The sequence below is a fragment of the Nioella sediminis genome, from assembly GCF_001879695.1.
Taxonomy (GTDB): Bacteria; Pseudomonadota; Alphaproteobacteria; order Rhodobacterales; family Rhodobacteraceae; genus Nioella; species Nioella sediminis.
On sequence record NZ_MNBL01000165.1, the window covers coordinates 1 to 13418 of the forward strand.

The window sequence follows — 13418 nt, forward strand, 5'->3', positions numbered from 1 at the left end:
CAGTTCAGAGGGGGCATTCCAGCCTGATGACCGGCGTGCGCGACTATCCGGTCGCGGAACTCAAGCACAATGTGGTCGGGCTGGCCAAGGCCGCCAAGGCCCTCGGGCTGCCGATTGTCACCACCACCACCTCTGCCGCGACGCTCTGGGGCCCCGCCTTTCCCGAGCTGGCCGCGGCGTTGCCCGGACACGAGTTCATCGACCGGACCTCGGTCAACGCCTGGGATGACCCGCGCGTCGCCGCGGCGATCGAGGCGACCGGGCGCAAGAACCTGATCTTCGCCGGTGTGTCGCTCGAAGTCTGCGCCGCCTTCCCGGCGATGACCGCGCAACGCAAGGGCTACAACGCCTATGTGGCGATGGATGCCTCGGGCACGTTCAACCAAACCAAGCGGGACACCGGTCTGCTGCGCCTGTCGCAGGCGGGCGTGGTCGTTGCCGACGGGGCCAGTCTGATGGTCGAGATCCTCGCCGACAATGCCCGTCCGGTCGCCCGCGAGGTCTATGGTGCTCTCCACATGGATTGGGCGGTGCTGGTCGGTCAGGTCCGCAACGGCGCGGAACCCGCCGACAGGGCGGCCTGAACCCTGTCAAAGCCACACCCGCTGGCAAGTCCCGGCAGAAAGCACGAGGCGGCGCTTCCCGTCCGTCGGACCCGCAAAGCGGATGCCGCCTCGTGATGGCCCAATTCAATTCAATCCTCCGATCCAGATAGGAGAATACCCATGAAAATCCTGGCTTTCGGCGCAAGCAACCGCAAAACCTCCATCAACAAGACCTTGGCGCGGTTTACTGCCCAGTTGGTCCCCAATGCCGAGATCGAGGTCCTGGATCTAAGTGACTACGACCTGCCGATCTTCAGCGAGGATCTCGAAAGAGAGATCGGTAAACCCCAACCGGCAATAGCGTTCTTCAACAAGATCGGGGCTGCTGACGCGGTGATCGTCTCCTTCGCGGAACATAACGGCTCCTATTCCGCCGCCTACAAGAACCTCTTTGACTGGGCGAGCCGGATTGATCTGAAAGTATTTCAGGACAAGCCAACAGTCTTCCTGTCGACCTCACCGGGGCCCGGTGGCGCGGGCAGCGTGCTGGCGTCCGCGAAAGGCTCTGCCCGGTTCTTCGGGGTGGACCTGAAGGCGGCGGTTTCCATTGCCAATTTCCACGACGTCTTCGATGCCGAGTCCGGGCGCATCACGGAGCCAAACGCATTGGCCGACCTGACCGCCGCGGCCGAGGCCCTGGCCCTGCAGGAGGTCGCTTGACATGATGGATCGTCGGTACCTTCACAGGCTTTCGGGCTCTCTGGTCATGTCGTCTTTCATGTCCATGGCTCTGTCGGGTGTGTTCAGCCTTCTTGAACTCGGGGTCTCATGGTCGTGGCTGCTGGCTTGGGGACAAAGCATCCTGATCGCCCTGCCGATCGCGTTCTCGCTGGACATGATGTTCGGAGACAAGCTCCGTCTTCTGTCGGGCAAGCTGGCCGAGATGGCGGCAAGAGCCTGGCCATGATCGTTCTGGCTCGGACAGGTGGCATAGGCTTTCCAAGCTTGGTGCAGTCCACAAGGCGTCCACCTCCGGTCCAAACAATGGATCGCACCGTCAGAACACGCGTCGAACGGTCAGCGCTCGGGATTACCAGCGCGGGTCGTCGATTCCACCTGAGAAGCGGCGCGGCATCAGCCCCGCTTGGAACCAGCTGACGAAGCTGTAGATCGACCAGACCGGCAGGCCGGTGGCGGCGCGGATATCGGCGGCGTAGGGCACCATGTTGGTGCATTCCAGCACGATGCCGCCCACATCAGGGTGGCGCTGCACAAGCGCGCGCGCGGCATCGAGCAGGTCGAGCCGGCAGGCCTCGAAATCGATCTCTGGCGCATCGCCGAGGATATCGCGGGTGAAAGCACGCCCGTTTTCGGTGCCCATCACGGGCGTATCCAGCGCCACACCCGCCGCTTTCAGGTGGTCAGGGCTGAGCGTGCTGGCGGAGACTGTCAATATGCCGACCCGCTTGCCCGGCGGCAGCAGCCGTTCCACCAGCGGCACCTGCATCAGCGAGGACGTGGCCACCGGCACGCCAAGGGCTGCTGCCATGTCACCCTGCAACAGCGACAGGAACCCGCAATTCGTCGTGATCCCGTCGCAGCCCATGGCCACCAGATCCTGCGCGGCGGTGATGAAATCCTGCACCCGGTCCAGCGGCGCACCGCGTACGATATTGTCGGGCGTTGCCCCGCGCACCACCCGGAAATGCACCGCGAAGGGCCATGTCAGCGCGTTGCCGATATCGCCGGGGATGCGGGGGAATTGCGTTTCCAGCATCAATATGCCGACGCTTGCCCCGAAAACCGTTTTGCCGCCGCGTGTGGTCATGTCAGCCTGCCTGTACGTAGATATGTGAAAAGGCCTCACGCACGGCGCGGGTCGCGTCTTCCTTGCGCAGCTCGATATGGGCGCGCAGGGTGGCCAGGGCGCGGCGCTCATCACGGTCGGCCAGCGCATCGAGGATGGCGCGATGCGCCGACATACGGATGGCCGCGCCACGTTCCATGTTCAGCCCGATCATCCGCACATAGCGGATGCGCCCGTTGATATTGTCGAGCATATTGGTCAGTTCGGCGTTCCGCGACAGTCGCGTCAGCGCCATGTGAAACGCCTCGTCCATCTTCAGCAGCGCGATCCGGTCGGTGGCGGTTTCATAAAGCGGTTCGGTGCGGTCCAGATCATCCTTCAGCGCGCGGATATCGGTGTCTGATGCGCGGGTCAGTGCCAGCCGCATCGCCTCGCATTCCACGGCTGCGCGCGCCTCGTAGAGGTCGAGGATACGTTCCGGCGTCAGCGAGCGGCAGAAGAAGCCCTGACCGCCGGTGAAGGTCAGGAAGCCCTCTGACACCAGCCGGTTCAGCGCCTCGCGTAGGGGAGTACGGCTGACCGAGAGGCGCTTTGCCATCTCGCCTTCGCGAATGCGTTCATCTGGCTTGATCTCGAACTCCGCCGCCATGCGCCGAAGCTGCGCGGTGATGCGGTCGACATTGCTTTCGGGTTTGGGGGCGGGGTCGGTCATTTCAGCGGCTCTTTCCGGCGATCTGTCGGCACAGTGATATTTCGGGTTGAGTTTTGCAAGATATTTTGAGCTGTATACAGCATGAAATACGAATCCGGGGAGGTGGAACAGATGACCAACCAGATGAACGGGGCCGAGGCGCTGGTGAAGATGCTGGAGGCGCAGGGGGTGCGGCATGTGTTCGGGCTCTGCGGGGATACGAGCCTGCCGTTTTATGACGCCATGCGCGGAATGGATCACGGCATCACCCATGTGCTGACACGGGATGAGCGGTCGGCGACCTATATGGCCGATGCTTATGCCCGCGTGACGGGGCGGCCCGGTGTCTGCGAGGGGCCATCTGGCGGCGGCGCGACCTATATCCTGCCGGGGCTGATCGAGGCGTCGGAAAGCAGCTATGCGGTGCTGGCGATCACGTCGGATATCTCGGTTGGGACCTACGGGAAATACCCGCTGACCGAGGTGGATCAGGAGGCGCTGATGCGGCCCTTGACCAAGTGGAACACGGTCATCAAGCAGGCGGTCCACATTCCCCGCATGGTGAGGGGCGCGTTCCGGGCGATGACCACGGGCCGCCCCGGCGCGGCGCATCTGGGGCTGCCCTATGACATCCAGTATGACCCGGTAGACCCCGCCGATATCTGGGCCGACCCCGCGACCCATGCCTTCCCCGCCTACCGGCAGGGGCCAGAACCCGGCGCGGCGGAGGCGGCGGTCGACGCGATCCTGTCGGCGAAACAGCCCCTGATCGTCTGCGGCGGCGGCGTGGTGATTTCCGGCGCGTGGGAGGAACTGGCGCGGCTGGCGGAGCGGCTGGATATCCCGGTGGCGACGTCGATCTCCGGGCAGGGGAGCCTTGCGGACAGTCACCCCAATATGCTCGGCGTTGTCGGGTCGAACGGCGGCACCGATGAGACGTGGGAGGCGATGGAAGCTGCCGATCTGGTGGTGTTCATGGGCATCCGGGCGGGCTCCACCACCACGGCGAGGTGGGAAGCGCCGAAACCCGGCACGCGCATCGTGCATTTCGACAGTGACCCGATGGTGATCGGCGCGAACTATCCGACCGAGGTGGGCGTCGTGGGCGACCTGCGCCTGTCGCTGGCCGAGGTGAACGCGGTTCTCGATAAACGCGGTGCGGGAGAAGTCTTTGGCGGCGCGGCGGCGGTGGCCGAGCGCAAGTCGCGCAAGTTCGACCGTTTCCTGGAGCTGGCCGAAAGCGATGCCGCCCCGATCCGGCCTGAGCGGGTGATTGCCACCCTGAACCGGCTCTTGCCGCCGGATGCCACCATCGTCTCGGACCCGGGGACCAGCTGCCCCTATATGTCGGCCTATTATCAGCAGGAGCTGCCGGGGCGGTTCTTCATCACCAACCGGGCGCATGGGGCATTGGGATATTCATTATCCGCGTCTCTGGGCGCGTGGTACGGGCGGCCCGCGTCCAAGACCGTGGCGCTGATGGGCGACGGGTCTTTCGGCTTCACGGCGGGCGAGCTGGAGACGGTGACGCGCCATCGCGCGCCGATCACCTTCGTGGTCTTCTCCAACGCCAATTTCGGATGGATCAAGGCCAGCCAGATGGCCGACAAGGGCGCGCGCTACTACAACGTCGATTTCGAGCGCGTGGACCATGCCGCGGTGGCGGCGGCCTATGGGGTCAAGTCCTGGCGGGTGGAAGACCCTGCCGAGCTTGACAAGGTGATGGCCGAAGCGATTGCCCATGACGGGCCGACGCTTGTCGATGTGGTGGTGCAACCGCTGGAGGAAGCCGCCGCGCCTGTCAGAAGGTGGATGGGCTGAACCGGGCGGGGGGAAGCGGCTTGAAAGCCGCTTGAAAGGGCCTTGCAAGGCCCTTCCCCCGCGCCCAGATCAGCCGTTTGCGCCGGGGCTGCAATCGTAGGGCTTCAGCTCTTCCAGCAGCAGCGCAAGGAACTCCTGCCCGACCGCCGACATGGGCCGGGTGCGCGAGGTGATCACTGCCATGTCCATCAGGATGCGGGGCCGGAACGGCCGTGTGATGAAGCCGCCCTCGAAGTCGAAATGCAACGCGAACGGGTCCAGAACGGCAACCCCCATGCCCTCTTTCACGAAGCTGAGCAGGTTCTTGAACAGGTGCGAATGCACCCGTGTCCGCAGGGGAATACCCGCGTTGTGAAACGCCTCGCGCGTGCGCCGGTGGGTCATGTGTTCGGGCCCCATGACGATGAAGGGCGTACCATCCAGCAGTTCCGGCGTCAGCACCTCGTGTTGTGCCAGCGGGCTATCCTCGGGCAGGGCCAGCAGGGTTTCGATCTGCAGGGGATGCACATTCAGCGCGTCATGCAGAAGCGGCAATTCGCAAATCCCGATCTCAAAGAGGCCCGATTGCACCCATTCCTGGATCTTCACCGAATATTGCGACTGGAACGAGATCGACATGTCGGGCCGGTCCCTGGCGAAACGGGCAATCAGCCGGGGCATGAAGCCGAAGGACATGGAATGCTGCGAGGCGACCTGAAGCTGCCCGGCCTGCTTGTTCTGCAGATCGACAACCGCCTGGCTGACATGGTCGAGACCGCGCACCACGGTGTCGACCTCCTGGTACAGCACCTCCGCTTCGGGCGTCGGCACCAGACGACCGCGCACCCGTTCAAACAGTTTGAACCGGGTCTGGCGTTCCAGTTGCGCCAGCAGGTTCGAAATGCCGGGCTGGGAAATGCCAAGCTGATCGGCGGCGGCGGTGACCGTGCCGGTCTCAACTATGGCGTGAAAGGCCTGAAGCTGGCGGAAGCGGAGGGACATGTCTCGTTTTATCATTTTTTCTGATGAAGAATAGATAAATGAATATTGGAAATGATGGAATAGGGGCGGCAGGGTGGACCAAGGGAAATATGGGGACAGCATGTCGACCTGGGACCAGACGATCACGGGAATGGACCTGTGGCATCTCGCGCTGCCGGTGAATGCGCGTCGCGACCATGGCATCGGCTCGGTGGAGCATGTCGTCGATATCGTTGTTCTGCGGCTGGTGACCGAGGGCGGTCTGCAAGGCTGGGGCGAGGCGAGCCCCTGGGTTGTCTTTACCGGCTCTGCCGAGGCGACCTATGCGGCGCTGGACCGCTATTTCCGGCCCCTTGTCGTGGGGCGCAAACTGTCGGACCGGGCGCGGATCATGGCGGACGCTCAGTACGCGGTGGCCCATTGCACTGAGGCCAAGGCGGCGCTGGAAACGGCCCTGCTGGACCTGATGGGCAAGGCGGCGGGGCTGCCGGTGTCGGAACTGCTTGGCGGCACCTACCGGGCGCGCATTCCGCTGTCCTGTTCCATCGCCGACCCCGATTTCGACCGCGACCTTGTCCTGATGGACCGGCTGCGCGCCGATGGGGTGCGGATCATCAAGCTGAAGACCGGGTTCAAGGATCATGCGTTCGACATGATGCGGCTGGAGCGGTTGCGCGCCGATTACCCGGAATTCGACATCCGCGTGGACTACAATCAGGGGCTGCACCATGACGTGGCTTTGGCCTGCGTGCGGGATGTGGCGACCTTCCGGCCCACCTTCATCGAACAACCCGTGAAGGCGCATTTGCGCGAGTTGATGGCGCGGATCAGGGGCGAGATCGATGTGCCGTTACTGGCGGATGAAAGCGTTTTCGGGCCGGAGGACATGGCGCTTGGCCTGTCCATGGGGATTGCTGACGGGGTCTCCATCAAGATCATGAAATCGGGCGGTCTAAGCCGCGCGCAGACCGTGGCGCGGATGGCGGCGGCCTCTGGCCTGTCGGCCTATGGCGGCGACATGTTCGAGGCGGGGATCGCCCATCTGGCGGGTGCCCACATGATCGCGGCGACGCCGGAAATCACGCTTGGCTGCGAGTTCTATCAGGCGAGCTATTTCCTCGTGGAAGATGTGCTTGCCAGCCCCTTCCCGGTCGAAAACGGCGAGGTGGTGTTGCCGACCGGCCCCGGCCTTGGCATCGACCCGAACCCGGATGTGCTGGAGAAATACCGGCGGAGGGCGGGGGGATGAGCCTAGTAGGTCGTCGCGGCGCGGGCCGCCTGATCGTATTGCCCGGACATGAGACGCAAAAGCGTGCTCAGCCGCGAAATCTGCTCGGGCTCGAACCCAAGCTCATGCACCGCGCGCAACAAAAGCGCCTCGCGGATATCCCGGTAGCGTTCGCAGGCCGCCGCACCGGCCTCGGTCGCCGTCACGGTCTTTTCCTTGCCCTGCCGACCCTCGCGCACCAGCCCCGCCTTGGCGAGCTTCTTGATCGCGTAGTTGACCGTGTGGGTGTCCTCGATGCCAAGGCCAAGGCAGAGATCTGCCAGCGTCTTGGCGCGGCCCCGGTGGTGGACGGAGTGCATCACCTGCACCTCCAGCGCCGACATGTCCGGGTGGCCCGACGCCGCCATCGCGCGCATCATCCAGCGTTGGAAGGCGTTGTTGGCCAGCGTCAGCCCATACTCGAATTCCGAGATCTGGGGAAAACTGCCATCGGCGAGATGGGCAGAGGAAACAACGGGGCCAAGATCAGTGTGTGACATGCCTTCAAACTGCGCCTTTCTGATAAATTGTCAACAAAATGTTGACGTATTATCAATTAAAGGCAAAGCTGACCTTAGGGAATCGCCTGAAACCGGCGATCTTGCCCGCAACCGGATGGGAGGATGTCCCGCATGAGCGGTCGCATCGTTGTCATAGGCGCAGGTATTGTCGGGGTCTCCGCCGCGATCTGGCTGCGCCGGGCCGGGCGCGAGGTGATGCTGGTGGACCGGGGCGATCCGGGGCAGGGAACGTCTTACGGCAATGCCGGGGTTCTGGCGTCTTGCGCCATCGTGCCGGTGACCACGCCGGGGCTGATTGCCAAGGGGCCGGGTTACCTGATGGACCCCAATTTCCCGCTCTTTATGCGCTGGTCCTATGTGCCGCGGATGATCCCCTGGCTGGTGAAATATCTGGGCCATGCCAATGACCGCGACACAAGGCGCATTGCCGGAGGGATCAACGGCGTGATCGGTGACAGCGTCGATCAGCATTTGGCTTTGGCGCGGGGCACGCGGGCCGAGGAATGGGTGGTCGAGAGCGATTACACCTTCGCCTATGCCGACCGCGCGGCGTTCGAGAAGGACAGTTATGTCTGGACCCTGCGCCGCGAAGGCGGCTTCGTGCCCGAGCTGATCGAAGGCGCCGCCGTTCATGAGTATCAGGACTGCTTTTCCGACAGGGTCGGGTGCCTCGCGGTCATGAAGAACCATGGCTTCATCCGCGATCCGGGCGGTTACGTGGCGGCGCTGGCCGAGGAGTTCAAGGCGCTTGGCGGCACGTTCCGCAAGGCCGATGTCAAGGACTTCACCCTGACGGATGGCAAGGTCAGCGCGGTGCAAACCACGGAAGGCGAGATCGCCTGTGATCAGGTGGTGTTGACCACGGGTGTCTGGTCGAAACCCCTGATGAAGAAGCTCGGCATCACCGTGCCGATTGAAACCGAACGCGGATATCACATCGTGTTCGAGAACGCGACCGGCGGGCCGACAGTGCCGGTGATGGTCGCGAGTGGAAAATTTGTCGCCACACCAATGGCTCAGGGCGTAAGATGCGCGGGCGTGGTGGAATTTGGCGGGCTGGACGCGGGGCCATCGAAAGCACCGTTCGAGCTGCTGAGACGGCAGGTGGCAGAGACGTTCCCCCAGCTCAAGGCCACCGACGAGATCGAATGGCAGGGCCATCGCCCGGCCCCGACCGACAGCCTGCCGCTGATCGGTGAGGTGCGGGGGACCGGCGTCTTCGCGGGCTTTGGCCACCACCATATCGGCCTGACGGGCGGGCCGAAAACCGGGCGCTGGCTGGCGCAGATGATCACCGGCCAGCGGCCCAATACCGATATGACGCCTTACGACCCACAACGGTTCGCAGGGTGACCCGAGATAACAAGACCAAGAATGCAGCAACCAACAAGGAGACTGACATGAAGACCTTCAAACTGACCCTCGCCGCTGCGGCGACCGTGCTGGCAGGACCGGCGCTGGCCGATACCTGGGATATGCCGATGGCCTATTCCGGGTCCAACTTCCACTCGGTGACGGGTGCGGAGTTTGCCCAGTGCGTGACCACGGGTACTGGCGGCGAGATCGAGATCGTGACCCATCCGGGCGGCTCTCTGTTCGCAGGTGCGGACATCAAGCGCGCGGTGCAGACCGGACAGGTGCCGATCGGCGAGCGTCTGCTGTCTGGCCACCAGAATGAAAACGCGCTCTTCGGTGTGGACTCGATCCCCTTCCTCGTCTCCTCTTTCGAAGAGCATGACGTGCTGTGGGAAATCGCAGAGCCCTATATCACCGACCTTCTGGCCGAACAGAACCTCGTGCTGCTCTATTCCGTGCCGTGGCCGCCGCAGGGGCTTTACTTCAACCAGGAAGTGAACTCGGTCGCCGACATGGAAGGCATCCGGTTCCGGTCCTACTCGAACGCCACGAACCGTCTGGCGGAACTGACCGGCATGCTGCCGGTGACCATCGAAGCGGCTGAAATCAGCCAGGCCTTTGCCACCGGCGTGGCCTCGTCCATGGTGTCCTCGGGCGCGACCGGCTATGACCGCCGCGTGTGGGAAAGCCTGAGCCACTTCTACGAAGTCGATGCATGGCTGCCGCGCAACTACGTCTTCGTGAACGCCGATGTGTGGTCCGACACCTCGGAAGCCAACCAGAACATCGTCCGCGCCTGTGCCGGCATGGCAGAATATGCGGGTTCCTGGCGCGCGCGTGAATACACCGGCTTCACCCTCGCGGGTCTGGCCGCCGGTGGCATGACCGTGCAGCGTGCAGGCGATCAGCTGGTTGCCGACCTTCAGGAAATCGGTGCCGTGATGACCGAGGAATGGCTGGCCGATGCCGGTGAAGACGGTCAGGCGATCGTTGATGCCTATCGCGCGGCGATGGCTGCTCAGCAGTAACGCTGTCTTTCCCGCCTCGGGGGCACTGTGACCGTGGTCCGATGCCCCCGAGGGTCTTCCCCTTCCGAAAAGAGGCTGATCCATGACCGGAACTCTCGGAGTGCTGCGCAGATTGCTTGACGGGTTATACAAGGGCTCCGGTGTTCTGGCCGCCCTGTGCCTTGTCACCATCCTTCTGCTGATCGTCGCCCAAATGGTGGCCCGCTGGACCGGCGAGCTGTTTCCCGGCGCGCCCAATTACGCGGGCTATGTCATGGCCGCTGCAAGTTTCCTGGCCTTTGCCAGTGCCCTCAATGGCGGCGCGCATATTCGCGTGTCGATCCTGCTGAATGCCGTGCCGGTACGCATAAAATGGCTACTGGAAATCTGGTGCTTCGGGGTCGCCACGGCCATTTCGGCCTATTTCGTCTATTACGCTTACTGGTTCGTCTACTGGTCGTGGAAATTCAACGAGGTCAGCCAGGCGCAGGACGCCACGCCGCTGTGGATTCCGCAGTCGGTCATGGTGATCGGTGGGGCCATCCTAACCATCGCCTTCCTCGATAACCTGATTTCGGTCCTCTTCAAGGGGCAGAGCCGGTTGGGCAGCAACATCGTCGATCAAAGCTTCGGGGAGTGATGACATGACCGAACTTCTTGCCATCATCATCTTCCTTGCGGTTCTCTTCTTCCTGCTCGGCACCGGTGTCTGGGTCGGCGTCGCCCTGATGGGCGTGGCCTGGGTCGGGATGGAGCTGTTCACCTCGCGCCCCGTGGGCGACACCATGATCACCACGATCTGGGCCTCGTCCTCAAGCTGGACCATCACTGCCTTGCCGCTCTTCATCTGGATGGGCGAAATCCTATACCGAACGCGGCTGTCAGAGGACATGTTCCGCGGGCTGTCGCCCTGGCTGGCGCGGCTGCCGGGGGGGCTGGTGCATACCAATATCGTGGGCTGTACGGTTTTTGCGGCGGTGTCGGGGTCTTCTGCCGCGACGCTGACGACCGTCGGCAAGATGTCGATCCCGGAACTGCGCGCGCGCAAGTATCCCGAACATATCGTCATCGGCACGCTGGCAGGCGCGGCCACGCTCGGCCTGATGATCCCGCCCTCGCTGGCGCTGATCGTCTATGGCGTGGCCGTGAACCAGTCCATTACCGAGCTGTTCTTCGCGGGCGTCTTCCCCGGCCTGGTGCTGGCGCTGATGTTCATGGGTTATGTCGCCGCCTATTCCTTCATCTCGAAGGGCTGGCAGCCGACGATGGAAACGGCCATGGGCTTTGCCGAGAAGGTCCGCAATTCCCGGTTCCTCATACCCGTCATGGTGCTGATCTTCGTGGTGATCGGGTCGATGTATACCGGCACGGCCACCGCCACAGAGGCCGCCGCCATCGGCGTCATCGGGTCACTGGTTCTGGCGGCAAGCCAGGGATCGCTGAATTGGGACAGCTTCCGCGAAAGCCTGATGGGGGCGACGCGCACCTCGGCCATGATCATGCTGATCCTTGCCGGGGCGGCCTTCCTGAAACTGTCCATGGGCTTTACCGGGCTACCGCGCGCGCTGGCAGATGGCATCGCAGCGATGGAGCTGAGCCGCTTCGAACTGCTGATGATGTTGCTGGTCTTCTACATCATCCTCGGCATGTTCCTCGATGGCATTTCATCCGTGGTGCTGACCATGGCGGTCGTGGAACCGATGGTGCTGGAGGCCGGGATCGACCTGATCTGGTTCGGCATCTTCGTCATCGTCGTGGTCGAGATGGCCCAGATCACGCCGCCCATTGGCTTCAACCTCTTCGTGCTGCAAGGCATGACGGGCCATGAGATGAGCTATATCGCCAAGGCCGCGCTGCCGATGTTCGCGATCATGGTTCTGATGTGCTTCGTGCTGATCTGGTTCCCGGAGCTGGCGCTGTGGCTGCCGGAATCGATGCGGTCGGTTCCGCAGTGATGCAGGCAATCGGGCGGGCGCTGGAGATCTGCGCCCGCCACGGTCGCCTTGTCCTTGTTGCGGGGCTGGTGGCCGGGATTTCCCTTCCCGATCTGGCGCAGGCCATGCGGCCCCATCTTCCGTGGATGGTGGCCGTTTTGCTGTTCTTCTCGGCTTTCCGTATTGGCCCGGCCGAAACGCTTGGCCAGTTGACCCGACTTTGGCGACCCTTGCGCGACGTGGTGGCGCTGCAATTGCTGATGCCGGTTCTGGGCTTTGCGCTGTTCACGCTGGCAGGGGTCATCGATACGGTGCCCGCGCTGGCGGTTATGCTGATGCTGTCGGCGCCCTCGATCACCGGGGCACCCAATTTCATGGTGCTCGCGGGCAAGGACCCGGCACCCGCGATGCAGATCCTGATCTTCGGCACGGCGCTGTTCCCGCTGACGGTGCTGCCCATCCTGTGGCTGATGCAGGGCGCGATGCCGGGGGCGGGGGACGTGCTGGCCGCTGCGGGGCGGCTGGTGCTGGTCGTGGCGCTGGCGGTGGCCCTTGGCTTTGGCGCGCGGGTGCTGGTCCTGCCGCGCCCCGATGCGGCGCAGACCCGTCAACTGGACGGGGTGGGGGTGGTCCTTCTGGCCATCATCGTCATCGGGCTGATGGCGGGGGTCGCGCCGCTGATCGCCACGGGCTGGCAGGCCGTGGGCTTCTGGCTGGCCGTGGTCTTCGCCGCCAATTTCGGGCTGCAACTGGCCGTGTTCCTGGCCTTGCGCGCCCGCACGTCGCAGGAGGTGGCGCTGTCGATCATCGCGGGCAACCGCAACGTGGCGCTGTTCCTCGTGGCGCTGCCAGCGGCCACGGTTGACGCGCTTCTGCCCTTCATCGCCTGCTATCAATTCCCGATGTACCTGACGCCGCTATTGCTCGGCTGGCTGCACAAGCGGTCAGAGATCTGAGCGCATCGCGCGGCGTGACCTTGCGCGCGTTCTCTGCCAAGCTTGCGCATCATTGGGAAGGGACAGGGGATGACGCGCATGGGACGGGCAGTTGCGGGGCTGGTGTTTCTGGCCATGGCAGGCTGCGCTGCTGCGCCCATGCCACCCGATGCGATGGGGGCCGATCCGTCCCGGATTGTCGCCGGATGCTGTCAGGGCGCGGGGCCATACCCGGACTGGATGATCGCGCTGGCCGATGCCAATGTCGGGACGCTGCGCCAGCTTGGCTTGATCCAGTTCCGGCCCGGCCGCATGACCACGCAGCCAGAGGCCACGGCGTTGCTGCAAGGCGCTCTGCGTCCGATGGATCTGGTGTTCTTTCATTCCGACAACCGGGTTTCGGGCCTGCTGATCCCCGGTCAGTTCACCCATGGCGCGACCTATATCGGAACCGAACCGCAACTGCGCGCGGCGGGTCTGTGGCATCTGTCGTCGCTGGTGCCGTTTCACGATCAGATCAGGGCAGGGAACCTCTATCTGGAAGCGGTGGACGGAGGCGTTCGGCTGGCCCCCG

15 protein-coding genes are annotated in these 13418 nt (G+C 63.8%); 11 read left to right on the forward strand and 4 right to left on the reverse strand.

Annotated features, from left to right (window positions below; genetic code table 11):
- The 3 genes from BKY26_RS18290 to BKY26_RS18300 all read left to right on the forward strand — a co-directional run.
- Positions 1 to 584: isochorismatase family protein (locus BKY26_RS18290; protein ID WP_071691819.1), on the forward strand; the 584-nt coding region annotated here is incomplete at its 5' end.
- A 141-nt stretch (positions 585 to 725) separates the two neighbouring features.
- Complete coding sequence (locus BKY26_RS18295) at positions 726 to 1265, forward strand: NADPH-dependent FMN reductase (RefSeq protein WP_071691820.1); 540 nt, start codon at positions 726 to 728, stop codon at positions 1263 to 1265.
- A gap of 1 nt (position 1266) precedes the next feature.
- Positions 1267 to 1512: a DUF2798 domain-containing protein gene (locus BKY26_RS18300; protein WP_071691821.1), complete on the forward strand. Its 246-nt coding sequence runs from the start codon at positions 1267 to 1269 to the stop codon at positions 1510 to 1512.
- Positions 1513 to 1635: 123 nt separating this feature from the next.
- On the opposite strand, the gene BKY26_RS18305 is transcribed toward BKY26_RS18300, so the two are convergent.
- Together BKY26_RS18305 and BKY26_RS18310 are read right to left on the reverse strand one after the other, a co-directional pair.
- Complete coding sequence (locus BKY26_RS18305) at positions 1636 to 2373, reverse strand: aspartate/glutamate racemase family protein (RefSeq protein ID WP_071691822.1); 738 nt, start codon at positions 2371 to 2373, stop codon at positions 1636 to 1638.
- A 1-nt stretch (position 2374) separates the two neighbouring features.
- Entirely contained in the window at positions 2375 to 3064 is a 690-nt protein-coding gene (locus BKY26_RS18310) for a GntR family transcriptional regulator (RefSeq protein ID WP_071691823.1), read from the reverse strand.
- Positions 3065 to 3175: 111 nt separating this feature from the next.
- Here BKY26_RS18310 and BKY26_RS18315 point away from each other — a divergent pair, with 111 nt between their 5' ends.
- Complete coding sequence (locus BKY26_RS18315; RefSeq protein WP_071691832.1) at positions 3176 to 4864, forward strand: thiamine pyrophosphate-binding protein; 1689 nt, start codon at positions 3176 to 3178, stop codon at positions 4862 to 4864.
- Positions 4865 to 4933: 69 nt separating this feature from the next.
- On the opposite strand, the gene BKY26_RS18320 is transcribed toward BKY26_RS18315, so the two are convergent.
- The gene (locus tag BKY26_RS18320; RefSeq protein WP_071691824.1) at positions 4934 to 5845 is read right to left on the reverse strand and encodes a LysR family transcriptional regulator; all 912 of its coding nucleotides are present in this window, start codon (positions 5843 to 5845) and stop codon (positions 4934 to 4936) included.
- Positions 5846 to 5945: 100 nt separating this feature from the next.
- Between BKY26_RS18320 and BKY26_RS18325 the strand changes: the two genes are divergently transcribed.
- A complete protein-coding gene (locus BKY26_RS18325; protein WP_071691825.1) occupies positions 5946 to 7073 on the forward strand; it encodes an enolase C-terminal domain-like protein in 1128 nt (375 codons plus the stop codon).
- 2 nt (positions 7074 to 7075) lie between these two features.
- Here the strand turns inward: BKY26_RS18325 and BKY26_RS18330 are convergent, their stop codons facing one another.
- Entirely contained in the window at positions 7076 to 7591 is a 516-nt protein-coding gene (locus BKY26_RS18330; protein WP_071691826.1) for a winged helix DNA-binding protein, read from the reverse strand.
- 132 nt (positions 7592 to 7723) lie between these two features.
- Here BKY26_RS18330 and BKY26_RS18335 point away from each other — a divergent pair, with 132 nt between their 5' ends.
- The 6 genes from BKY26_RS18335 to BKY26_RS18360 form a co-directional block, all read left to right on the forward strand.
- A complete protein-coding gene (locus BKY26_RS18335) occupies positions 7724 to 8965 on the forward strand; it encodes an NAD(P)/FAD-dependent oxidoreductase (protein ID WP_071691827.1) in 1242 nt (413 codons plus the stop codon).
- Between the two features lie 47 nt (positions 8966 to 9012).
- Complete coding sequence (locus tag BKY26_RS18340; protein ID WP_071691828.1) at positions 9013 to 9996, forward strand: TRAP transporter substrate-binding protein; 984 nt, start codon at positions 9013 to 9015, stop codon at positions 9994 to 9996.
- An 82-nt stretch (positions 9997 to 10078) separates the two neighbouring features.
- Positions 10079 to 10615, forward strand: a complete 537-nt coding sequence (locus BKY26_RS18345; protein ID WP_071691829.1) for a TRAP transporter small permease — start codon at positions 10079 to 10081, stop codon at positions 10613 to 10615.
- A 4-nt stretch (positions 10616 to 10619) separates the two neighbouring features.
- Positions 10620 to 11930: a TRAP transporter large permease gene (locus tag BKY26_RS18350; protein WP_071691830.1), complete on the forward strand. Its 1311-nt coding sequence runs from the start codon at positions 10620 to 10622 to the stop codon at positions 11928 to 11930.
- Positions 11930 to 12865 carry a hypothetical protein gene (locus tag BKY26_RS18355; protein ID WP_071691831.1) on the forward strand — a complete coding sequence of 312 codons (936 nt, stop codon included), beginning with the start codon at positions 11930 to 11932 and terminating at the stop codon, positions 12863 to 12865. Before BKY26_RS18350 ends, BKY26_RS18355 begins: the two co-directional genes overlap by 1 nt.
- A 78-nt stretch (positions 12866 to 12943) precedes the next feature.
- On the forward strand, positions 12944 to 13418 hold a 475-nt coding region (locus tag BKY26_RS18360; protein WP_131541944.1), incomplete at its 3' end, for a hypothetical protein.

Coding starts and splice junctions, on each gene's coding strand:
- BKY26_RS18295 (WP_071691820.1), top strand. CDS start 726: ATGAAAATCCTGGCTTTCGGCGCAAGCAACCGCAAAACCTCCATCAAC.
- BKY26_RS18300 (WP_071691821.1), top strand. CDS start 1,267: ATGATGGATCGTCGGTACCTTCACAGGCTTTCGGGCTCTCTGGTCATG.
- BKY26_RS18305 (WP_071691822.1), bottom strand. CDS start 2,373: ATGACCACACGCGGCGGCAAAACGGTTTTCGGGGCAAGCGTCGGCATA.
- BKY26_RS18310 (WP_071691823.1), bottom strand. CDS start 3,064: ATGACCGACCCCGCCCCCAAACCCGAAAGCAATGTCGACCGCATCACC.
- BKY26_RS18315 (WP_071691832.1), top strand. CDS start 3,176: ATGACCAACCAGATGAACGGGGCCGAGGCGCTGGTGAAGATGCTGGAG.
- BKY26_RS18320 (WP_071691824.1), bottom strand. CDS start 5,845: ATGTCCCTCCGCTTCCGCCAGCTTCAGGCCTTTCACGCCATAGTTGAG.
- BKY26_RS18325 (WP_071691825.1), top strand. CDS start 5,946: ATGTCGACCTGGGACCAGACGATCACGGGAATGGACCTGTGGCATCTC.
- BKY26_RS18330 (WP_071691826.1), bottom strand. CDS start 7,591: ATGTCACACACTGATCTTGGCCCCGTTGTTTCCTCTGCCCATCTCGCC.
- BKY26_RS18335 (WP_071691827.1), top strand. CDS start 7,724: ATGAGCGGTCGCATCGTTGTCATAGGCGCAGGTATTGTCGGGGTCTCC.
- BKY26_RS18340 (WP_071691828.1), top strand. CDS start 9,013: ATGAAGACCTTCAAACTGACCCTCGCCGCTGCGGCGACCGTGCTGGCA.
- BKY26_RS18345 (WP_071691829.1), top strand. CDS start 10,079: ATGACCGGAACTCTCGGAGTGCTGCGCAGATTGCTTGACGGGTTATAC.
- BKY26_RS18350 (WP_071691830.1), top strand. CDS start 10,620: ATGACCGAACTTCTTGCCATCATCATCTTCCTTGCGGTTCTCTTCTTC.
- BKY26_RS18355 (WP_071691831.1), top strand. CDS start 11,930: ATGCAGGCAATCGGGCGGGCGCTGGAGATCTGCGCCCGCCACGGTCGC.